At 74.1% G+C, this 21406-nt stretch carries 20 protein-coding genes and 1 riboswitch; of the genes, 11 read left to right on the top strand and 9 right to left on the bottom strand.

Annotated elements, in window-relative coordinates; all coding sequences use genetic code 11:
• Positions 1-121: 121 nt before the first annotated feature.
• The 4 genes from KSK32_RS09000 to KSK32_RS08985 all read left to right on the top strand — a co-directional run bounded on the left by KSK32_RS09000 (position 122) and on the right by KSK32_RS08985 (position 3584).
• On the top strand, positions 122-907 hold the full coding sequence (locus KSK32_RS09000) for a DeoR/GlpR family DNA-binding transcription regulator (RefSeq protein ID WP_216930285.1): 786 nt from the start codon (positions 122-124) through the stop codon (positions 905-907).
• Positions 908-1001: 94 nt separating this feature from the next.
• The gene (locus KSK32_RS08995; RefSeq protein WP_289256522.1) at positions 1002-2000 is read left to right on the top strand and encodes an ATP-binding cassette domain-containing protein; all 999 of its coding nucleotides are present in this window, start codon (positions 1002-1004) and stop codon (positions 1998-2000) included.
• Positions 1997-3010 carry an ABC transporter permease subunit gene (locus KSK32_RS08990; RefSeq protein WP_216930283.1) on the top strand — a complete coding sequence of 338 codons (1014 nt, stop codon included), beginning with the start codon at positions 1997-1999 and terminating at the stop codon, positions 3008-3010. The genes KSK32_RS08995 and KSK32_RS08990 overlap by 4 nt, the downstream gene beginning before the upstream one ends.
• Before the next feature lie 136 nt (positions 3011-3146).
• Positions 3147-3584 carry a DUF3263 domain-containing protein gene (locus tag KSK32_RS08985; RefSeq protein WP_216930281.1) on the top strand — a complete coding sequence of 146 codons (438 nt, stop codon included), beginning with the start codon at positions 3147-3149 and terminating at the stop codon, positions 3582-3584.
• A gap of 6 nt (positions 3585-3590) precedes the next feature.
• On the opposite strand, the gene KSK32_RS08980 is transcribed toward KSK32_RS08985, so the two are convergent.
• The gene (locus KSK32_RS08980; RefSeq protein ID WP_026268495.1) at positions 3591-3803 is read right to left on the bottom strand and encodes a hypothetical protein; all 213 of its coding nucleotides are present in this window, start codon (positions 3801-3803) and stop codon (positions 3591-3593) included.
• Positions 3804-3956: 153 nt separating this feature from the next.
• Here KSK32_RS08980 and KSK32_RS08975 point away from each other — a divergent pair, with 153 nt between their 5' ends.
• The 4 genes from KSK32_RS08975 (at position 3957) to KSK32_RS08960 (ending at position 7281) form a co-directional block, all read left to right on the top strand.
• Entirely contained in the window at positions 3957-4859 is a 903-nt protein-coding gene (locus KSK32_RS08975; protein WP_216930279.1) for a hypothetical protein, read from the top strand.
• 149 nt (positions 4860-5008) lie between these two features.
• Positions 5009-5518, top strand: a complete 510-nt coding sequence (locus KSK32_RS08970; protein WP_216930271.1) for a GNAT family N-acetyltransferase — start codon at positions 5009-5011, stop codon at positions 5516-5518.
• 258 nt (positions 5519-5776) lie between these two features.
• Positions 5777-6244 carry a hypothetical protein gene (locus KSK32_RS08965; protein ID WP_216930269.1) on the top strand — a complete coding sequence of 156 codons (468 nt, stop codon included), beginning with the start codon at positions 5777-5779 and terminating at the stop codon, positions 6242-6244.
• A 2-nt stretch (positions 6245-6246) separates the two neighbouring features.
• Positions 6247-7281 (top strand): SRPBCC family protein, encoded by a 1035-nt coding sequence (locus KSK32_RS08960; RefSeq protein WP_216930267.1) that lies wholly within the window; start codon positions 6247-6249, stop codon positions 7279-7281.
• Between the two features lie 48 nt (positions 7282-7329).
• Here KSK32_RS08960 and KSK32_RS08955 read toward each other — a convergent pair whose 3' ends face one another.
• The 7 genes from KSK32_RS08955 to KSK32_RS08925 are packed head-to-tail and all read right to left on the bottom strand — an operon-like array spanning position 7330 to position 15682.
• Entirely contained in the window at positions 7330-9570 is a 2241-nt protein-coding gene (locus KSK32_RS08955) for an AAA family ATPase (RefSeq protein ID WP_216930265.1), read from the bottom strand.
• Between the two features lie 37 nt (positions 9571-9607).
• Positions 9608-10090 (bottom strand): hypothetical protein, encoded by a 483-nt coding sequence (locus KSK32_RS08950; RefSeq protein WP_216930263.1) that lies wholly within the window; start codon positions 10088-10090, stop codon positions 9608-9610.
• Positions 10091-10135: 45 nt separating this feature from the next.
• A complete protein-coding gene (locus tag KSK32_RS08945) occupies positions 10136-10897 on the bottom strand; it encodes an ATP/GTP-binding protein (RefSeq protein WP_216930261.1) in 762 nt (253 codons plus the stop codon).
• Positions 10875-11324 carry a DUF742 domain-containing protein gene (locus tag KSK32_RS08940; RefSeq protein ID WP_013288867.1) on the bottom strand — a complete coding sequence of 150 codons (450 nt, stop codon included), beginning with the start codon at positions 11322-11324 and terminating at the stop codon, positions 10875-10877. The genes KSK32_RS08945 and KSK32_RS08940 overlap by 23 nt, the downstream gene beginning before the upstream one ends.
• Positions 11321-11785, bottom strand: coding sequence for a roadblock/LC7 domain-containing protein (locus KSK32_RS08935; RefSeq protein ID WP_216930259.1), 465 nt, complete (start codon positions 11783-11785; stop codon positions 11321-11323). The genes KSK32_RS08940 and KSK32_RS08935 overlap by 4 nt, the downstream gene beginning before the upstream one ends.
• On the bottom strand, positions 11782-14514 hold the full coding sequence (locus KSK32_RS08930) for a nitrate- and nitrite sensing domain-containing protein (RefSeq protein WP_216930257.1): 2733 nt from the start codon (positions 14512-14514) through the stop codon (positions 11782-11784). Before KSK32_RS08930 ends, KSK32_RS08935 begins: the two co-directional genes overlap by 4 nt.
• Positions 14501-15682, bottom strand: coding sequence for a hypothetical protein (locus KSK32_RS08925; RefSeq protein ID WP_216930256.1), 1182 nt, complete (start codon positions 15680-15682; stop codon positions 14501-14503). The genes KSK32_RS08930 and KSK32_RS08925 overlap by 14 nt, the downstream gene beginning before the upstream one ends.
• 374 nt (positions 15683-16056) lie before the next feature.
• Here KSK32_RS08925 and KSK32_RS08920 point away from each other — a divergent pair, with 374 nt between their 5' ends.
• The 3 genes from KSK32_RS08920 to KSK32_RS08910 all read left to right on the top strand — a co-directional run bounded on the left by KSK32_RS08920 (position 16057) and on the right by KSK32_RS08910 (position 20429).
• On the top strand, positions 16057-18921 hold the full coding sequence (locus tag KSK32_RS08920; protein ID WP_216930254.1) for an alpha/beta fold hydrolase: 2865 nt from the start codon (positions 16057-16059) through the stop codon (positions 18919-18921).
• The gene (locus tag KSK32_RS08915) at positions 18921-19835 is read left to right on the top strand and encodes an ABC transporter permease (protein WP_254186982.1); all 915 of its coding nucleotides are present in this window, start codon (positions 18921-18923) and stop codon (positions 19833-19835) included. The genes KSK32_RS08920 and KSK32_RS08915 overlap by 1 nt, the downstream gene beginning before the upstream one ends.
• Positions 19836-19982: 147 nt before the next feature.
• Complete coding sequence (locus tag KSK32_RS08910) at positions 19983-20429, top strand: DoxX family protein (RefSeq protein ID WP_216930250.1); 447 nt, start codon at positions 19983-19985, stop codon at positions 20427-20429.
• Positions 20430-20484: 55 nt separating this feature from the next.
• Here KSK32_RS08910 and KSK32_RS08905 read toward each other — a convergent pair whose 3' ends face one another.
• Positions 20485-21162 (bottom strand): DUF4232 domain-containing protein, encoded by a 678-nt coding sequence (locus KSK32_RS08905; RefSeq protein WP_216930248.1) that lies wholly within the window; start codon positions 21160-21162, stop codon positions 20485-20487.
• 103 nt (positions 21163-21265) lie between these two features.
• Positions 21266-21398, top strand: a riboswitch (SAM riboswitch).
• The last annotated feature ends 8 nt before the right edge of the window (positions 21399-21406 follow it).

The raw sequence follows: 21406 nt of genomic DNA, 5'->3' as shown, positions 1-21406 counted from the left end.
GGGTGGTCGTGGCAACCGTCTCCCGGTTCGCGCAGCGCAGGGTTTTGCGCAGACCGCGTTTCGCGCACTAGTGTGCACGCAACCGATCACCGTTCACGCACAGTCTGGGGAGGGCCCCGCGGTGGACCGCTACGCGCGCTGGAACGCGCTGCTGGAGATGCTGACCGACAGCGGCCGGGTCAGCGTCGAGGAGGCGGCCGAGCGGCTCGACGTCTCCCAGGCCACCATCCGGCGCGACTTCGACCAGCTCGCCCAGCAGCAGATGATCACCCGTACCCGGGGTGGCGCGGTCGCCAACGGCGTCTCCTACGACCTGCCGCTGCGCTACAAGACCGCTAAGCACTCGGCCGAGAAGCAGCGGATCGGCACCGCCGCCGCGGCGCTCGTGTCGCCGGGCACCGTCGTCGGTCTCAACGGCGGCACCACGAGCACCGAGGTGGCGCGGGCGCTCGCCGTCCGCCCCGATCTCAACACCAGCGCGGAGGGTGCCCAGCTCACCGTGGTGACGAACGCGCTGAACATCGCCAACGAGCTGCTCGTGCGCTCGCGGATGAAGGTGGTGGTGGCCGGCGGCGTGGTCCGGCCGAAGTCGTTCGAGCTGGTCGGCCCGCTCGGCGGGGCGCTGCTGCGCGAGGTCACGCTGGATGTCGCGCTGCTCGGGGTGGACGCGATCGACCCGCAGCTCGGCGCCGCCGCGCACCACGAGGGCGAGGCGGCCATGAACAGCCTCATGGTGGCCCGGGCCAAGCGGGTCGTCGTGATAGCGGACTCCTCGAAACTCGGCGGGCACGCGTTCGCCCGGATCTGCCCGGTGGACCGGGTCGAGACGCTGGTGACCGACTCCGGCGCGTCCCCCGACGTGGTGCAGGCGTTCCGCGACGCGGGCGTGCACGTCGTCTGCGCCTGACCACCCGACACGCCGACACTGCATACCGGGTATTGCCTTCGAGTGCATACCGCGTATGGTGTCGCTGACGCCTACTTATCGGGGGAGGTCAGCTGTGTCGGCTGTCCTGGAGATCGAAGGTCTCCGCAAGACGTACCGGAGCCGGAAACGCGGGGTCCGCCACGCGCTCGACGGCTTCGACATGCGAGTCGAGGCCGGCCAGGTGCACGGCTTCCTCGGCCCGAACGGCTCGGGCAAGACCACCACGCTGCGTACGCTGCTCGGCCTGATCCGGCCCAACGGCGGCCGGATGGCCATCCTCGGCCAGGAACTGCCGCACGCGCTGCCGGCGGTCGCCGGGCAGGTCGGCGCCATCGTGGAGAGTCCGCAGTTCTTCCCGCACTTCTCCGCTCGCGACACGCTGGGCCTGCTCGCGCAGGCCGGTGAGCTGCCCAAGCAGCGCGTGGACGAGGTGCTGGAGCTGGTCGGGCTGCGCGACCGGGCGGGCGAGCGGGTGAAGACCTACTCGCTCGGCATGAAGCAGCGCCTCGCGGTCGCCTCCGCGCTGCTCAAGAACCCCAAGCTGCTGATCCTCGACGAGCCGGCGAACGGCCTCGACCCGGGCGGCATCCGGGAGATGCGCGGGCTGATGCGGGAGCTGTCCGACAGCGGCATGACAGTGGTGCTCTCCAGCCACATCCTGGGCGAGATCCAGCTCATCTGCGACTCGGTCACGATCATCTCGCTCGGCTGCCGGGTCGCGTTCGGTCCGGTCGAGCAGGTGCTCGCGGCCCACTCCCAGGGCTCCGTGCGGGTACGCCTGGAGGCGGTCAGCGACCTGCCCCAGGCCGCGGACGCGCTCACCCGCGCCGGGGTCCGCGTCGCCACCGAACCCGACCACCTGTTGCTGTCCGGGGTGGACAAGCCGGCCACCGTCAGCCGGCTCCTCGCCGAGCAGGGCCTCTACGTCAGCGAGCTCACCCCGGTCGCTGTCGACCTGGAGAGCGTCTTCCTCGAACTGACCGCCACCGCGCCGGTCCCCGGCCAGCACCGTCAGGTCGATCAGTCCGCCAAGGTCGACCAGACCGGCACCGCAGGAGGTTGGGGCGCATGAGCCTGTTCGTCACCGAGCTGCGCCGGCTCGGCAAGCGCCGGGTGACCCGGCTGATGCTCGTGCTGCTGGTCGTCGGCCTGGCCACCGTGGCCACCGCGTTCAGCTTCTCCAGCCAGAAGCTGTCGCCCGCCACCGTGGCCGCAGCCGAGGCCAAGGCGAACAACGACTACCAGAACTCGGTCAAGGAGTGGCAGCGCAGCGTCTCCGAGTGCGAGGCCGCCGCGGCTCGGGGCGAGAACACCGAGGAACGGTACGGCCCGAACTGCGGCAAGGACTACCAGCCGCAGCCCGACATGTTCGAGGCGAAGTGGTACCTGCCGTACCAGTTCGACTTCCGGGCCGAGTTCCCCCTGTTCATCGCCGTGTTCGCGGCCTCCGTGGCGCTGTTCGGCTTCATCGTCGGCGCCTCCTTCGTGGGCGCCGAGTGGAACACCGGCGGGATGATGAACCTGCTGCTCTGGCGGCCGAAACGGCTCACCGTGCTGGGCACGAAACTGGCCGCCCTGCTCACCACCGTGTTCGGTCTGACCGTGGTGCTCGGCGGCCTCTGGACGGCGGCGTTCTGGCTGATCGCCAGCCGGCGCGGCAGCACCGCGAAGATGACCGCCGGAGTGTGGCAGTCGATCGGGCTGGACGGGCTGCGGGCGCTGGGGATGACGCTGCTCGTGGCGGCGATCGGGTTCGCGCTGGCCTCCCTCGGCCGGCACACGGCGATGGCGCTCGGCGCGGCGGTGGGGATCTTCGCGGTGAGCGAGATCGGCATCCGGATCGCGGTCTCGGTGCTGGGGATCCAGTTCGGTGACCGGTACGTGCTGTCCACGTACGCCCAGTCGTGGTTCCTGAAGCAGGCGGAGCTGTTCGACTACGACACCTGCCAGTTCTCCCAGGGCGCCTGCGAGCCGGCCACGTACATGGTCACCTGGCAGCAGTCGGCAGTGGTGTTCGGCGTGGCCCTGGTGGGCGCCGTCGCGGCCGCGTTCTGGACGATGCGGCGGCGGGACATCTCCTGACCTCGTCCGCGCCGCCGGCTCCCCCCGGCGGCGCGGACCCCGCGTCCGATGCGGCCGGGGGCGGCCCTGGTTACGCTGGGGCTCCCCCGGCCGGCGCGTTCCGCGTGCCGGTCACCCGCCGTCGGAGAGGAGCGCCATGTCCGCCGACGCCTCGCAGCGGGCCGACCCGCCGGGGCCGACAGCGGGTACGCGCCACGCGGGTGCTGTCCCACCGCCACGCACCGCGCCGCCGGTCGAGTCCACTCCGCCGGACCGGTCCGTGCCCGCCGACGACGCCGCGCCTCTCGACGACGCCGCGCCACCCGGTGGTGCGGCGTCCGCGCCGGCGCCGCCCGACGGGGGCGACGGCCTCACCGAGCGGGAACGGCGGATCCTCGCGTTCGAGGCGCAGTGGTGGAAACACGCCGGCGCCAAGGAGCAAGCCATCCGGGACACGTTCGGGCTCTCCGCGACCCGCTACTACCAGCTGCTCAACGCCCTGCTCGACCAGCCGGCCGCGCTCGCCGCCGAGCCGGTGCTGATCGGCCGGCTGCGCCGGCTGCGCTCGTCGCGTGCCCGTAACCGGCGCCGCTGACGGGCGTCACTTCTCGTACGTGCGCAGCCCGTTGCCGATGGCGAAGAACGTGGGCGCCCACTCGCCGATGAAGATGCCCCAGCGGTCCGCCCGCGCCACCCCGGCGCGCTCCATGTGCTTGGAGAGGAACCAGCTGGTCATCGAGAGGCCGATGCTGACGAACCCGGCGAGGTAGGCGTGCTCCGCCCGGAAGCCGCTCTCGTGCAACCGCTCCAACATCTCGAAACCCCCTGACGCCGGGACCGACCCGGTCACGGCCGACGCTACCGAAAGTCCGGAGAAGATGACGCGCGGTTACCTCGATCGGGGTCGGCGGCGGATGACCGGCCCTGGTCCGGGTAGGCGGCCGGCGACGACGAACGGAGGCCGACGATGGGGGCACCAGACCGCCGGTACGCGATCGGCAGCAGGCCGGCGCGCCCGGCCGCGGAGGCGCCGGTGATGCGGGTGCGTTCCGCCTCCGACCCGGCGCCGGGTCGGCCGGAGAACGAGGACGTGGTCTTCCGGTTCGGCCCACTCGTCGGCGTCCTCGACGGCGCGACGGTACCCGAGGGCTTCGACACCGGCTGCGCGCACGGCCCCGCCTGGTACGTCCGCCACCTGGCCGCCCGGATCGGCCTGGCGATCGCCGCCCGCCCCGCCGCCACGCTGATGAGCAGCCTCGCGGCGGCGATCCTCGCGGTGCGGGCCGACCACGGCGGGACGTGCGACCTCGACCATCCGGGCACGCCGTCGTCCACCGTGTGCCTGCTGCGGGAGAGCGGCGACCGGATCGACTACCTCGTGCTCTGCGACAGCCCGCTGGTGCTCGACACCGGCGGCGGGGTCGAGGTGGTCACCGACGACCGGCTGGCGGACGCGGTGGCGGACCTGCGCCGTAGTGCCGCGGCGCTGCCGGACGGCGAGACCGACCCGGTGACCCGGTTCCGGCGCGCGACGACAGTGCAGCGGACCCGGATGAACCGCACCCACGGCTACTGGGCGGCGGCGAGCGACCCGGACGCGGCGTACCACGCGCTGACCGGGACGCTTCCGCTGCACGGTCCGGGGGCGCTGCGCCGGGCCGCGCTGCTCAGCGACGGCGCCTCCTGCGCGGTCGACCAGTTCGGCCTGTTCGACTGGGCCGGGCTGCTGGAGGTGCTGACCGTGGAGGGCCCGGAAGGGCTGATCGACCGGGTCCGGGTGGCCGAGCGGGACCACCCGGACCGGCTGCGGCGACGTAAGCGCACCGACGACGCCTCGGCCGTGCTCTGCGAGTTCGGCCCGTCGGCGTGAGCACGCTCACGTCGGAACGACCGGTCGGATGACAACGCAGCGTGAGGCGGGAACACCCGGGGGTACGACCGGACGAGGCGGTCGGCCATAGCGGCAATCCCTCCCCAAAGGGGTGGACGACCCGGACCACGCGCGGCAGACTGCGCGACGTGACGGGTGCGGTACGGCTGGAGCCGGTGGACGAGCGGAACCTGGAACCGTTGCTCTCCGTAGCGGCGGCTGAGGCGGAGCCGGAGGACGTCATGCCTCCGGTGGACGCCCCGGCGGGCTGGTCGCTGGCCCGCCGCGACGCGTTCCGCGAGTTCCACCGCGCCAGCCTCGGCGGGCTGAACGGCCCGACCCGCACGGCCATGTACGCGATCGTCTCCGGCGGTGAGGTGGTCGGCATGGTGCGGATGACCCGCCGGGACGAGCCGGGAACCGTGGAGACCGGCATGTGGCTCGGCCGGTCGGCGCGGGGCCGCGGCCTGGGCGCCGCGGCGCTGCGGCAGTTGCTGCACGTCGCCGCCGCGGCCGGAATGCGCACCGTCGTCGCAGACACCACGCCGGACAATGCGGGTGCTCTCTCCGTTCTTCGTAAATGCGGTGCAGAATTGCGCGAGGAGAACGGGAAGATCCACGCGACAATGTGTCTGGATTCCGCCCTCCCGATTCGCTGATCCCGCCGCTTGTCAAAAGGCGACCATCTCGCGTCGCCGCTGCTCGTCGGGGCTGTGATGCGAGGTTTCTCCCTCCCTGCGACGCCTTTCGCGTTCGCCCACGGAAATGTTTTGCGCGTTCGCTGACGGGTACTGCCCGCCGGGTCCGCTGATGCGGGGCACCGGTTGCAGGCCTATTTTCCGCTGATCCCCGGCAGATGATTCCGGGCCTGCTCCACCCATGAGGTGTCCCTTCCGCCGGGGAGCGAGGGAGAACTGATGAAGAGCGGAGCTCGGATCGCCTTGGCGGTTGGTTTCGGATATGTCATCGGCCGCCGCAGGAAGCTGCGGACCGCACTGACCCTGGCCGCCGCGGTCGCGGCCGGCCGCGCCAGCCAGAACCCGGGCGGCCTGAAGCAGATGGCCACCGGCCTGCTGGGGACGAGCCCGCAACTGGGCAACCTGGGCAAGCTCGGCGCGCCGCTGGTCACAGCCGGCAAGGCCGCGGCGACCGCCGCCGCCGGCAGCGGCATCGACGCGGTCAGCGGCAAGCTGTGCGGCGGCGCCGCCGCACTGCGGCGCAGGTCGTCGGGCCGGCCCGGGGAGCAGCCGGACGACGGGCGGCGCTCGGCGCCCGACGAGGAGCAGGAGCCCGACGAGCAGCCCTCGGCCCGCGACGACGAGTACCGGGACGACGAGGACCGAGCCGGGCGGCCGGCCCCCGTGCGCCGTGGACGGGGGCGGTGACCATGGCCTCCAACAGCCTCACCGACAGGGCACGTGACCAGATCGGTGGCGAACTGCGCAATCTCGCCTCCGCAGTCGGGGAGCGGGTCGTGGAGGCGGTCACCGAGCGGGTCACCGGCGCCACCGATCGGCTCAGTGAGTACGCCAAGCAGGGCGGTGGGCCCGGCCTGGTCGCCGCGGCCACCGGCGCGCAGAAGCTCGCGGGCGGCGATTCCCCGCTCAAGGCGATGTTCCATGCCGGCCTGGCCGGCGGTAAGGAGAAGGTGATGTCGGCGTTCGGCGGCGGCAAGGGCGGCAAGGGCGGGGGTAAGAAGCTCAAGGTCACCAACATCGTCGAGACCATCGAGGTCGGCGTGCCGGTCCGGGTGGCGTACAACCAGTGGACGACGTTCGGCGACTTCCCGAGCTTCATGAAGAAGGTCGAGCAGGCCGACTGCGACGCCGACGAGAAGATGACCTGGAAGGCGCAGGTGCTCTGGTCGCACCGGACCTGGGAGTCGACGATCGTCCGGCAGATCCCGGACCGGCTCATTCACTGGCGGTCGAAGGGCGAGAAGGGCTCGGTGGACGGCACCGTCAGCTTCCACGAGGTCGCCCCGGAGCTGACCCGGATCCTCGTGGTGCTGGAGTACCACCCGCAGGGCTTCTTCGAGCACACCGGCAACCTGTGGCGCGCCCAGGGCCGCCGGGTCCGGCTGGAGCTGAAGCACTTCGTCCGGCACGTGATGACCCGCACCGTGCTCGACCCGGACGCGGTCGAGGGCTGGCGCGGCGAGATCGAGGACTCCCAGGTCGTCAAGGACCACGAGACAGCGCTCCGGGAGGGGCGGGGAGACGCCGGGCCGGCCGGCGACGAGTACGCCGCCTACGACGAGGGCAACGACTTCGACGACGACGAGTACGCCGACGAGCCGGTCGACACGGTGCCGGAGCGCTCCCGCCGCCGTCCGGCACGCGGGCAGCGCGAACCCGAGCGCCGCCGGCGCGTCCCGGAGCGTCCCCGCCGCCCGGCCGCCCGCCGTCGCGACGAGAGCTGACCGGGGCGCGGCGAGAGCCGCCCGGCTGACGCGACGAGAGCTGAGCGGTCAGGACCGGCCGGCGGCGTACGACTCCAGGTGCGCGAGCTGCACCGGGTCCAGGGACGGGCGGACGCGGCTCCGGGCCGCCTCGACGTGCGCGGCGGTCACAGTGCTCGCGCTCAGCGACTCCCGCATGGCGGCCAGCGCCGCCTCCCGGACCAGCGCGGCGCAGTCGGCGGCGGAGAAGCCGTCCAGCTCGGCGCCGAGCGCGTCGAGGTCCACGTCCGGCGCGAGCGGGACGTCCCGGGCGGACGCGCGGAGGATCTCCGTACGGGCCGGGCCGTCCGGCGGCGGCACGTAGACCAGCCGTTCCAGCCGGCCGGGACGCAGCAGCGCCGGGTCGACCAGCTCGGGGCGGTTGGTCGCGCCGACCACGACCACGTTGCGCAGCGACTCCACCCCGTCCAGTTCGGTCAGCAGCGCCGCCACCACCCGGTCGGTCGTACCGCCGTCGGTGGCCTGCCCGCGTACCGGGGCCAGCGCGTCCACCTCGTCCAGGAACACCAGAGTGGGCGCGGCCTGGCGGGCGCGGCGGAACAGCTCCCGGACCGCGCGCTCGCTCTCACCCACCCACTTCGAGAGCAGCTCCGCGCCCTTCACCGACAGCACGTTCGCCCGCCCGGAACCGGCCAGCGCGGTCACCAGGTAGGTCTTGCCGCAGCCGGGCGGACCGTAGAGCAGCACGCCGCGCGGCGGTGTCACGCCCAGCCGGGCGAACGTGTCCGGATAGGTGAGCGGCCACAGCACCGACTCGGTGAGCGTCTGCTTGACCTCGTGCAGCCCGCCCACGTCGTCCAGCGTCACCGAGGCCAGCTCCAGCGTGGACGCGGACATCGTGGTCGGCCGGACCACCTCCAGCGCGGCGGTGAAGTCGGCCATCGCCACCGTCGGCGTCTGCGCCGTCTTCTGGCGCAGCGCCGCGCGTACCCCGGCCTCGCGTACCAGCGCCGCCAGGTCCGCCGCGACGAACCCGGGGGTACGGCCGGCCACCTCGTCCAGCCGGACGTCACCTGCGAGCGGCACCTCACGGGTCAGCACCGTCAACTGCTCCCGGCGCAGCGCCGCGTCGGGCAGCGGCACGGTGATCCGCAGCGCGAGCAGGTCCGGGCCGCGCAGTGCCGGATCGACGGCCTCGGGGCGTCCGCTGGTGCACACCACGGCGACGCCGGCCCGCAGCGTCTCGGCCACCACCTGGCGGAACACGGTGGCCAGCGGGCCCGGCTCGTCGGCCGGGGCGATCGACTCCACGTCGGTGACCAGCAGCACGGCGGGACCACCGGCGCGTACCGCCGAGGCCGCCTCGCGCAGCCGGCGGGCCGCCGCGTCGTTGCCGAGCGCGGCCAGCTCCGGAGCCCAGAGCGGCCGGACACCCGCGCCGACCCGGGCGGCGACGGCACGCACCAGCGCGGACTTGCCCGAGCCCGCCGGGCCCTCCACGAGCACGCCGAGCGAGACGGTGGTGCCGAGCCGGCCCAGCACCTCGCGGTGGTGGAAGCCCAGGTCCAGCAGTTCGGTCAGCTCCTCGGCCTGGGCGCGCAGGCCGGGCAGTTCGTCCACGTCGGGCGCGTCCTCCGGGCCGAGCAGGCCCCCGTCGGGTTCCGTCCCGGCCGGGGCGGCGGGGGCGGAGACCCGCGCGGCGGAGGCCGAGGACGCCGGGCCGGAGCCGCGGGTGGCGGCGCCGTGCTCCCAGCCCACGACCGTGTCCATGGTGACGAGCGCGCCGACCGCCGGTTCGGCCGACACGACGGTGAGCAGCGTGCTCGTCCAGGCGTACCCGACGGAACTGGCCAGACTGCGCCGCGCGGCCTCGATCAGGCCGCGCACGGCGGCGTCCGGCAGCACGTCCTGCGGCAGCAGCGAGACGTCGTCCCCGGCGGTGACGACCTTGCCGAGCAGCGCGAGCCGCAGCATCTCCGGCGGGACCGCGGCGACCACCGCCGCCGGACCGGAGAGCGTGAGCCGGCGCGCCGGGGTCGCCGGCAGCGGGCTCACCGTGACCTGGCCGCCGGCCCGCAGGCCGAGATTGCCCAGCAGCAGGTCGTCGGCGTGCAGCAGGGCGCCGCTGGTGCTCGGCTCGGCGGCGGCCGCGATGCCGGCGGTGACCCGGCGACCGGTCAGGCGTACCGGGTCGCCGGGGCGCAGCGCCAACGCGGTGAGCGCCTCGGGATGCAGGCGCACCACGCCGCGGCGGGCGTCGAGCGCGGCCGGCCGCAGCGTCGCGGTCAGGGTCAGGTCGGGTTCGGCCACCCGCCGACAGTAGCCGTCCCGATCATCGGGTGCCGGGTCAGCGCGGGCCCGGGTCGTCCAGCAGCGAGGGGTCGCGCCGGATCATCTCGGCCAGCCGGGCCGCCGGGTCGGACTCCAGCGGGTCGTGGCCGGGCGCGGGCACCGTCTTCACCGACATGGGCCACGCGGGCGGCGGCGCGGGCGTCGCCGGGCCCACCGTCACCGCCGAGCCGGACCAGGAGACCCGCAGCGGGTACGCCTGCTCGCCCAGTTCCACCCGCAGCGTCACGGCAAGCCCGGGGTGCTCGGCCACCACCCGCCGGACCGCTTCGGCGACCTCCTCGACCGGGTCACGCCGCACCGGCGCCTCGCCGCCGCGCAGCCGGTACGCGCCGTGCCCCGCCCGCCCGTCACCGTGCTCGTCCACCGCCTCCGCGGGTACGTCCCGGTCGGCCGGCTCGCCGGGCATCGGCGCCCGGCGGCGCAGCGCCTCCTCGCGCCGCGCCATCCGGGCCAGTGTCTCGTCCAGATCACCTCTCATGGCGTCCACCCCTTCGCCAGACAACGGATCGAAACGACTGCCGGTTCAGCCTGCCCGGGATCGAGTGGCCCGGTCCAGCGCGCGGTCCAGGACGACGAGCAGGGCGTCCCGTACCGAGAGGCGGTCCCGGGCGTCGAACTGCACCAGCGGCACGTGCTCACCGATCGCCAGCGCCCAGCGGATCGACGGCAGATCCAGGGCCAGCCGGCCGTCGAAGGCGTTGACGCCCACCGCGAACGGCAGCCCGGACCGCTCGAAGAAGTCGATCGCCGGGTAGCAGTCGTCGAGCCGGGCGCTGTCCACCACCACGAGCGCGCCGAGCGCGCCCCGGGCCAGGTCGTCCCACATGAACCCGAAGCGCGCCTGTCCGGGCGTACCGAAGAGGTAGAGCTTCAGGCTGCGGTCGATGGTCACGCAGCCGAAGTCCATGGCGACTGTGGTCGTGGTCTTGCCGGCCACCCCGCCCAGGTCGTCGATGCCGATGCCGGCGGTGGTCATCTCCGCCTCGGTGGTCAGCGGCGCGATCTCGGAGATCGCGCCGACTGTCGTGGTCTTGCCGACCCCGAACCCGCCGGCGATGAGGATCTTGACCGGGATCGGCGGCCGGGGCGCCGGCACCCGGCTGACGATCGGGGCCGGTTCGGCCGGCGGCACACCCGGCGGCAGGTACGGCAGCGGCGGCGTGGGCGGGGGCGGTGTGGCCCGGCCGATCAGCGGCGCCGGGCCGCCGTAGCGGCTCGGGGCGCTGTTGGCGGCCGGCCCGCCCGTGGCCGCCGCGGGCCATTCAGGAGATCGCACGAAGTCCATCAATCACTCGCAGGATGATGTCGGGATCGAGGGCGTCGTCGACGTCCGCGACGTGCACGTCGAGATGGCCGGCGGCGCGAAGGTCGCCGACCAGCACCCGGGTCACCCCGAAGTGCATCCGGGTCCGGGCGGAGATCTCGGCCACCGAGACGGGCTCGGCGCAGATCGCGACGATCGCCGCCAGCTCCGGGGCCAACCGGGCGGTCACCGCCCACGAGGTGCTGCCCGGACGAGCGGTGACCTGGGTCTCCAGGCCGATCGCCGGGTCGCCGTCCACCCGTCCGGAGGTCAGCACGAAGGGGCGCGGGCCGGTCGGCTCCCCGTCGCCCGCGTCCGGCTCCGGCACCGGAGCGGACGCGTGCAGGAAGGGGCGGATCCGGACGCCGGGTTCCGGCTCCGGGTCCGCACCGGCGGCCCCTGGGATCATTGCTGTACGGCGTTCTTCAGCTCGGCGATCAGGCGCGGACTCAGGGCGCCGCCGGCGCGGCCGGCGAACAGCGTCATCTCGTACGCCACGGTGCCCAGGTTCGCCGTGCGGTCGGCGACGACGCCGAGCACCGAGCCGCTGCTGATCGCGCTGATCAGCAGGTACCCCTCAGCCATGTCGACGATCACCCGGTTGAGCGCGCCGAGCGCGTACCAGCTCGCCGCGCCGCCGGCGAGGCTGGTCATGCCGGAGACCACGGCGGCGAGCCGTTCGGCGTTGGACCGGTCCTTGATCGCGGACATGGCCATCAGCAGGCCGTCCGAGGAGACCGCGATCGCCTCCATCACCCCGGCGGTGCTTGAGGTGAACGAGTCGAGCAGCCAGTTGAAGGTGCGTGCCTCGGGACTGAGGTCGCCGGTGATGCTCTGTTCGACGTTCTCGTGCAGGAAGGGGCTGGTCACCGTGATGGGTCCTCTTCGTAGCGGCGGTCGGTACTGACTTCGCGCAGAGCACGGGCGACGCCCGCCTCGAACTCGCTGATCCGGTTGCGGACCTCGACGGGGTCGCCGGGGTCGGAGCTGGTGGGGGGCGCGGACTGCGCCGGGGAGACGGACAGGTTCGCGCCCGGCACCCGGCGGCTGAGCCGGGGCCGCTCCGCCACCGGGGGCGCCTGGTCGGCATCGCCCTCGGCCCGCCGTACCCCGTCCTGGAATGCCTCGACCAGGGCCCGGACGCTCGACGGGTCCGTCGGTACGCCGATCAGCGGCCCGCCGGTGGCCGGGCCGGCCGGACCGGCGGGCGGGGCGGCCGGCAGGTTCGCGCCGGGCACCCGCTGCCGGATCGGCGACCGGGTACCGGGCCGCCCGGCCGGGTTCGGCACGGCCGGGGGTGGCCCGGCCGGAGCCGGCGGTCGGGCGCCGGCGGGCGGCGGCGCCAGGGCCGGGCCGGTGGTCGGCGCCAGGGCCGAGCGGGTGGACGGCGCCGGGGCCGAGCGGGTGGACGGCGGCGCCAGGGTCGGGCCGGTCGCCGGTCCGGCGGCCGGGGGAGCGGCCGGGGCCGGGCCGACGACCGGTGTCGGCGGGGAGAGGTGCCCGGGACGCGCCGCCGGGCCGGGCGGCCGAGTGCCCGGCGGCGGACCGCCGGTGGCCGGAGCGGCGTCCTCGTCCGCCTCCCCGGTGCCGGACCGGCTGCCGAAGGCGTTCCACGGGTCGCCGCTGGACATGCTGCGCGTGGCCCGGGTCAGCAACTCGGCGTCGAAGCCGGCCGGCGCGTCGACGGCCGGTGGCTCCGGCTCGCGGGCTGTGGGCACCGTGGCCCGGCCGGCCCCGGCGCCGACCGGCTCGGGGCGGCGGATCACGAGCGAGGCGCCCGGGATCTCCAGTACGGCGGTGACGCCGCTGCCGGGGGTGTGGCTCAGCCGGACACTCCAGCCGTGCCGGCGGGCCAGCCGGCCGACCACGAACAGGCCGAGCACCTCGGTCGGAGCGAGGTCGAGGCGTTCCCGCCGGGTGAACCGGGCGTTCTCCTCGGTCATCCGGTCCTCGGTCAGGCCGATGCCGTGGTCGACCACTACCAGCCGGGCCCCGCCGTCGGTCAGCTCACCTGTCACCACCACGCGGGTGTGCGGCGGCGAGAACGAGGTGGCGTTCTCCATCAGCTCGGCGAGCGTCAGCACCAGGTCGCCGGCGATGGCGGGGGCCGCCGCCACGCCGGGCGGTACCTCCACGTCGACGCGGGTGTAGTCCTCGATCTCGCCGAGCGCGAGCCGGACCACGTCGGCCAGCGGGACCGGCGCCACGTGACCGTCCGAGCCGGTGGCGCCGGAGAGCACCACCAGGCTGCCCGCGTTGCGGCGCAACCGGCTGGAGATGTGGTCCAGCCGGTAGAGGTGCTCCAGGCGGCCCGGGTCGGTCTCCTGCCGTTCCAGCCGGTCGATGAGCGCGATCTGGCGGCCGACGAGGTTCTGCGTACGGCGGCCGACGTGGCCGAACATCTGCGCCACGTTGCGCCGCCCGGCGACCTGCCGCTCGACCAGCCGGGCGGCGGTGTGCTGCACCCGGTCGAAGGCGCGGGCCAGGTCGCCGATCTCGTCCCGGGCGCTTACCTCCACCGGGTCGAGGCGTACCGGGGGGACGGTCTCGGACTCGTCGTCGGCGACCCGGGTCAGTTCGGCCTCGGTGACCCGGGCGACGCGCTCGGCGGAGCGGGTGAGCCGGCTCAGCGGCCGGGCCACCGTACGCGCCACCGTCATGCTCAGCAGCACCACGACGAGCAGGATCGTCGCCGCCGCCAGGCTGACCAGCCAGGCCGCGGTCAGGGCCTCCCGTTCCCGCGCGCGGGTCTCCGCGATGACGTCCGCGACGACCTTCTTCTCCACGAACTGGCCCAGTGTGATCATCGACCGGGCCGACGGGAACAGCACGTCCAGCGGCACCGGCGCGATCGCCCCGTCCGGGTCGCGGAGGCTGTCCACCAGGAACGTCGGGCTGGTCCGGGCGGCCACCGCCGCGTCGTCCAGTTCGGCCACCTTGAGCTGCTCGGGCGTGATCAGCTTGCGGAACCGCCGGTTGTCGACGCTGAGCGCCGCCATGCACGCCACGAACGAGCGGGCCACCTGCGGATCGCCCGTCGCCTTGACCAGCACGATCTGGGTGGTGCACGAGCTGAGGGCCTCGTCGACGCGCAGCAGCGCGTCCAGAGCGAGCACCTGCCGTCCGGCCGCGGTGTCGGTGTTCACCTGGAAGGGCAGCCGCAGCGCGTCGATCAGGGCGGTGTCGACCTCGCCGAACATGGTCAGGATCTGTTGCGGGGTGGCCCGTCCGGCGAGCGTGGCGTTGCGGACGTCCTCCAGCCGGCGTACCACGTCGAGGCTGTCGCGGACCGCCGTCGGCAGCGGCTCGGCGCGCAGGTCGGCGACCCGGTCGTCGACGGTGGCCGACTTCTGGATCAGCTCGGTACGGCTCACCCGCCCGAGCAGCAGCCCGACCGAGAGCAGGCGTTCCTGCTGGAGGTCCTGGACCAGGCTGCCGACCCGGCTGGCGACCCGGACGGTCTCGGCGGTGTCGGCGGCCTCCCGGGCGGCGGTCACCCGGTCGATGACGACCGGTACGGCGAGCCCGACCATGCTCAGCAGCGGAATGATCACCAGCAGGGCGAGCTTGCCCCGGATGCGTAACCTACCGAGCAGCATCGAACGGCCTCCACCGGTCGGTGTCGCCACCTCTGTGTCCCACCGCGACGGGCTGACGGTCGGCTCCGGACGCGGCGAGCGGTGGGTCCGGGTGGACGGTCGGCACCGGCCCGGCCTCCGCCGGTTCCCGGCGTGCCGGGGTGGCCCGGGACCGGTCCCGGCGCAGCGCGGCCACGTGCAGCGCGACGAGCCCGGCGATCAGCACCACCGCCGCTCCGGCGGCGATCCGGCCCAGCAGCCGGTCCCGCTCCAGCGCGTCGAGCCGATCCCGCAGCAGCGCGTCGAGCTGGTCGAGGATCACCGTGCGGAGCTGCTTGGCGGCGTTCTGCGCGCTGATCCCGGCGCGGGTGAGCTGGTCGGTGCTCGGCGCGGACCGGCCGGCGCCGGGCGCCGAGTAGACCGCGAACGTCTCCAGTGAACGCTGGTAGGTGTCCAGCGGCGTGAGCACGTTGGCGCCCAGGTCGGTGCTCTCCGAGCTGTCGACCGCCGAGCGCAGGTCGGCGACCAGGTCGGTGGCCGGGCCGAGCGCGGAGACGCGCAGCTCGGCCAGCTCCGCGCCCACCCGCGCGCGCTCGGCGGCGGGGCGCTCGGCGGACAGCCGGGCCAGGTCGACGAGCCGCCCGGCCAGCACGGTCGCGGTGGGCAGATCCCCGCCGATGCCGTCCTGGAGGAAGAACGAGTCGGAGCGGGGGTCGCGGATCAGCCCGGAGCTCTCCCGTACCTTGCGGTAGAGGGCCAGAAGCAGGTCGGACGCCTCGCCGTAGGCCCGGAACGCCGCCTCGGGGTCACCGATCCCGCGGTCCGGCAGCGCCTCCAGCTTGGCCCGCAGCCCGGCCCAGCGTTCGTGGGTGCGCAGCTCGTCGCCGACGGCGTTGTCCACCTCCGCGACGCCCTCGATGGCGGCGGCGAGCGAAGCGCGGGAGACGGCCCCCTCGGCGACGGCGATGGCCTGGGCCTCCACCAGCGCGTCGGTGACCGGTCCGAGGGCGCGCAGGTAGCGGACGCCGAGCCGTTCCCGGCTCACCAGGTCGTGGTCGTCGGCGAAGTCGCGTTCGGCCTGGACGAAGATCAGCCCGAGCGGGGCCAGCAGCGCCAGCACCAGGACCAGGGCGAGCGCGCGGCCCGGTACGGCGGGCCGCCGACGGACCCGCGACGCGGGGACTGTCATGGTGTGTCTCCTCCGGCGACGGCGGGGCGATCGGTGCCCCGGGAGGTCGCCGTACGCAGTCCCGTGCACCGGACCGGAAAAGTAGCCGAACCGGACGCGGGTGGGGCCTCGGTCAATGAGTCAGCTTCACGTCAGTCCACATAGGGTGACGCTGCGTCAGGGGGATCGGTACGAAGCGTGTGATCGCGTTGCCGAGACGTAACATCGACGATGGTTTGCGCCCGTAGATGTGAATTCACATGATCCGAATACGTCGCGCTGGGACGCTCTGGACCTTTGGCGGATGACGGACGCTACGCGACGATCGGTGCAACCGGACAGACGTACGGCGGATCTCAGCGAACGCTCAGCCGTCGGCCCGTACCGTGTGCCGCATGAGATCAACCGCCGCGCGGCTCCGGCACGCCCTGGCCGGCCGTCCGCGCCGCACCGTCGCCGCCGTGGTGGTGGTCGTCCTCGTCGCCGCCGCGCTGGTCTGGGTGGCCCGGCCGCAGGGCGCGGACTTCCGGACCGAACCGGCGCTGGTGACAGTGCGCTCCGGGCCCTCAGGCGACGAGCCGGTCGACCTGGACACCACGCTCTACCTGCCGGAGGACGCCTCGTCGTCGAACCGGGTACCGGCGGTGCTGCTGGCGCACGGCTTCGGCGGGACCAAGGACTCGGTCCGCTCCGACGCCGAGGACCTGGTCTCCCGTGGGTACGCGGTGCTCACCTGGACCGCCCGCGGGTTCGGTCGCAGCGGCGGTCGGATCCACCTGGACAACCCCGACTACGAGGTACGCGACGCGCAGCGGCTGCTCGACCGGCTGGCGCAGCGGCCGGACATCCGTCTCGACGCGGCCGGCGACCCCCGGGTCGGTGTGGTCGGCGGCTCGTACGGCGGCGGGCTGGCCCTGCTGCTGGCCGCGCAGGACCAGCGGGTCGACGCGATCGTCCCGATGATCACCTGGAACGACCTGTCCCGGGCGTTCCTGCCGGAGAGCAGTGGCCGGCAGCCCACCGACGGCGTGTTCAAGAAGGGCTGGGCGGGCATCTTCTTCGGCGGCGGCGGGAACGCCGGAAGCGGGCCGGCCGGGCTCTCCGGGGCCACCGCCGCCGCACCGGAGGGCGCGCCCGAGTCCGCCGGTCCGCCGAGCCCGCGGCCGGGCGCCGGGCCGGGCACCGGTTCCGGTCGCGCGCCGGCCGGTGCCGCCGACCCGTCCTGCGGCCGCTTCGCGGCCGACGTCTGCGCCGCGTACCTGCGCATCGCCACCACGGGCCGGGCCGACGCGGCCGCGGTCGAGCTGCTGCGCCGGTCGTCGCCGGCCGGCGTGCTGGACCGGATCAAGTCGCCGACGCTGCTGGTGCAGGGCGAGGCGGACACGCTGTTCCCGCTGGCCGAGGCGGACGCCAACGCCCGCGGCATCGCCGCCGCCGGCACGCCGGTCCGGGTCGCCTGGTTCACCGGCGGCCACGACGGCGGCTCCGGACCCATCTCCGACTCCGACCGGGTGAAGTTCCTGACCGCGCAGTGGCTCGACCACTACGTCAAGGGGGACGGCACGGCGCCCGGCGACACGTTCACGTTCTCCCGGATCGCCGGATTCGACGCGCTCGACCGGGGCCTGGTGGCGACCGGGTTCCGGACCGCCGACTACCCGGGGCTGGCCGGGCAGGACCGCCGCGAGGTGACGCTCGCCGGTCCGCCCCAGCCGGTCGCCGTACCGCCGAACGGCAACCCGGCGGCGATCTCCTCGGTGCCGTTCGCGGGCGCGCTCGGCTCGCTGCTGGACGGTGTCGCCGGTGACATCCCGGGCCAGCACGCGCGCTTCGAGTCGGCGCCGCTGGACGAGCCGGTCGACGTGGTGGGCGCGCCCACCGTGCGGATCCGCGCGGCCTCCCCGACCGGCGAGGCGGTGCTGTTCGTGAAGCTCTACGACGTCGACCCGCAGGGCGCGGCCACGCTGCCGTCCGGCCTGGTCGCGCCGGTGCGCCTCGCCGGCCTGCCGGCCACCGTCGACGCGGCCGCGCCGGTCACCGTGACGCTGCCGGGGATCGTCCGGCGGGTCGAGGCCGGGCACCGGTTGCGGCTCGTCGTGGCGACGTCGGACCAGGCGTACGCCTCGCCGGCCGAACCGGCCGTGCACACGGTGGCGCTCGCGGACGGGCCGCTGACGCTGCCCACCGTCGACGCCACGCCGATCCCCACCACCGCCACGGTCTGGCGCTGGGCGCTGGCCGGGCTGGTCGCCGCGATCGTGCTCGGGCTCGTCGTGGTCGTGCTGCTCACCCGCCGCCGGCACCGCCGCCAGGACGACTCCGTGCACCCGGAGTACGCGGGCGTCCCGCTGGCGGTGCGCAACCTGCGCAAGGAGTACGCGGACGGCTTCGTCGCGGTCTCCGACGTGGACTTCGAGGTGCACCCCGGTCAGGTGGTCGGCCTGCTCGGGCCCAACGGCGCGGGCAAGACCACCACGCTGCGGGTGCTGATGGGGCTGACCCAGCCCACCGCCGGGGAGATCTACGTCTTCGGTCACCGGCTGGTGCCGGGCTCGCCGGTGCTGTCCCGGATCGGCGCGCTGGTCGAGGGGCCGGGCTTCCTGCCGCACCTGTCCGGCCTGGACAACCTCAAGGCGTACTGGCGGGCCACCGGCCGGCCGTGGGAGGACGCGCACTTCGCCGAGGCACTGGAGATCGCCGGCCTGGGCGACTCGGTGCACCGGCGGACGAAGAAGTACAGCCACGGCATGCGGCAGCGGCTGGCCATCGCCCAGGCCATGCTCGGCCTGCCCGAGCTGCTGGTGCTGGACGAACCGACGGACGGGCTGGACCCGCCGCAGATCGCCGAGATGCGCCGGGTGCTCCAGCGCTACGCCACCGACGGCCGGGCGGTGCTGGTCTCCAGCCACCTGCTGGCCGAGGTGGAGCAGACCTGTACGCACGCGGTGGTGGTGAACAAGGGGCGGATCGTGGCGTCCGGCCCGGTGGAGGAGATCGTCGGCGAGTCGCCGAGCGTGCTGTTCGAGGTGAGCGACCCGGACGCGGCGCGTACGGTGCTCGACCGGCTCGGCGGCGTACGGGTGCTGCCCGACGCCGACGGCGGGCTGGTGGTCGACACCAACGGCACCGCCCGCAGCGAGGTGGTGGCCGAACTGGTCCGCGCCGGCATCGGCGTGGACCGGGTGGTGCCCCGGCGCCGCCTGGAGGACGCGTTCCTCGCCCTGGTGGGCGAGAACTCTCGGGGAAGCGGGGACCGGTGATGGCGGGTTCGTCTGTGGCATCGTCGCCTGGCGGCGGCACGTCCCGTACGGCGGCGCCGGGCGCGGGCGGCGCGGCGGCCGGTTACCGGCCCTCGGCCACGCTCCCGTTCGGCGCGGAGTTCCGGCGGCAGGCGTCGCGCCGGCGTACCCAGCTCGCCCTGGGGTTCATGGTGCTGCTGCCGCTGATCATCCTGGTGGCGTTCCAGTTCGACTCCGGGGACGACGACGGCGGGCGGGGCGAGTTCTCCAGCCTGGCCGACCTGGCCACCTCGGGCGGGCTCAACTTCACCCTGTTCTCGATCCTGGTGTCGGCGTCGTTCCTGCTGGTCGTGGTGGTGGCGCTGTTCTGCGGCGACACGGTGGCGAGCGAGGCGAGCTGGGGCAGCCTGCGTTACCTGCTGGCTGTGCCGGTGCCCCGGGCCCGGCTGCTCGCGGTGAAGCTGGTCGTCGCGCTCGCGTACTCCGGGCTGGCGCTGCTGTTGCTGGCCGGCACCGCGCTGCTGGCCGGTACGCTGCGGTACGGCTGGAAGCCGCTGAGCAGCCAGGTCTCGGCCGAGCTGCCCCCGGCCGACGGGTTGCTGCGGCTGCTCGGCGTGCTCGGCTATCTCGCGGTCGTGCTGCTGGTGGTGGCCGGGCTGGCGTTCCTGCTGTCGGTGACCACCGATGCCGCGCTCGGCGCGGTCGGCGGGGCGGTGCTGCTGTGGATCCTGTCCAGCATCCTGGACCAGATCACCGCGCTGGGCGGGCTGCGGAACCTGCTGCCGACCCACTACAGCAGCGCCTGGCTGGGGCTGCTGTCCACGCCGATGCAGACCGACGACGTGGTCAAGGGCGCCTTCTCGGCGGTCGTCTACGCCACGTTGTTCTGGGGCCTGGCCTTCTGGCGCTTCACCCGCAAGGACGTCACGAGCTGAGCTGAGACGGGGTCTCCGCGAGAGGCCCCGGCCCATATCATGGGAGCGTTCCCACGCGGTTGTCCCGCCTGCAAAGAAATCGATTAACATCGATTGATGGCCCCGCCATCCTGGACGGCGTCCGGCACCCGTACCAGGAGGTTCCCTATGATCCCGGCGCAGCTGAAAGACCCCGTGCTGTCCCTGTTCCGCATCGTCACCGGCGTGCTCTTCCTCTGCCACGGCGCCGCCTCGATCTTCGGTGTGTTCGGCGGCAACCCGGCCACCGGCGGCATCGTCCGGTTCGCCACCTGGCCCGGCTGGTGGGCGGCGCTGATCCAGCTCGTGTGCGGCGCGCTGGTGCTCGTCGGCCTGTTCACCCGGCCGGCCGCGCTGCTCGCCTCCGGCTCGATGGCGTACGCGTACTTCGTGGTGCACCAGCCGGACCACCTGATGCCGATGCAGAACGGCGGCGAGCCGGCCGCGCTCTTCTGCTGGTCGTTCCTGCTGGTCGCGGTGCTCGGGCCGGGAAACTGGGCGCTCGACACGCTGCTGGCCCGCCGCCGGTCCACCGCGACCGGGCCCGCCGCCGCGCCCGCCTCGGTCCCGGTCTGAGCGCTCGCCCCCGAACCAGACCCCGGTCGGGACGCTCCCGTACCGGGCTCTGGTTCTACAGCGGATTTACCGGCGGAGTCGTGGGCGGGGGTGGGACGGCCGGCGTGGGCTTGCCGGCCGGGCCGGGCTTCCGGCGCTTCCACGCGCTGACACCCAGCCGGCCGGTGTTGCCGAGGTCGATCGGCCCGTCCAGGACGACCGGGTACGCCGGCCGGCCGGCCACCGGGGCGACGTCGATTCCGGTGCCGTTCGTCGCCGGCACCGTCGCGTCGGTGACCAGGTTCCGCCAGATCAGCGCCGCACCGGCCCGCTCGCCGGGGAGCAGCACGATCGGGGTGGGCGGGTCGCCGAAGCCGGACGCGATCGGCTCGGCGCCCGGGATGATCCGTACCTCGATCGGGTCGCCGTCGGCGTCCCGGAGCGTGACCGCCGGATAGCCGCGCAGCTCGTACGGCCGGTCGCCGCAGTTGAGCAGGTCCAGGCCCATCGCCCGCAGCCCCATCGCGGCGCTCACCCCCAGCTCGGTGATCGCGACGCCCTCCGGGGAGCAGGTGGCGGCGGGCGTCGGCTCGGCCGCGGAGGCGCCCGGACGTGGCGGAACCGTGGTCAGCGGGTCGACGCCCACGGGCGGCCGGTCGGGCGTCCCCCCGTCCGCGGGCCTCTGAGCCGGGGCGCAGGCGGCCATCAGCGTCACGCCGGTGAGGGCGCCGACCAGGCGCGCCGTTCTCCGCATCCGGCGATCATCCCACCTCGTCGTGCTGGTCGGCGGCCCACAGCGTGGGATCCCCGGGTGGCGCGGCCGTGAGCAGCGCCTAGACTCGGCGGCACAACTGAATACCTCATCCAGAGGGGCTGAGGGATACGGCCCGACGACGCCCCGGCAACCACCCGCACGCTCGACGGCGAGCGACAGCGGGCAGGTGCCAATTCCGTCCCCGCCGCACCCGGCGATGCGGGGAAAGATGAGAGGAACTCCT

Origin of the sequence: Micromonospora sp. WMMB482, from assembly GCF_019038635.1 — a bacterium.
GTDB lineage: Bacteria > Actinomycetota > Actinomycetes > Mycobacteriales > Micromonosporaceae > Micromonospora > Micromonospora marina.
Note: the sequence above shows the minus strand (reverse complement) of the source record. Positions and strands in the feature narration are given on the sequence as shown.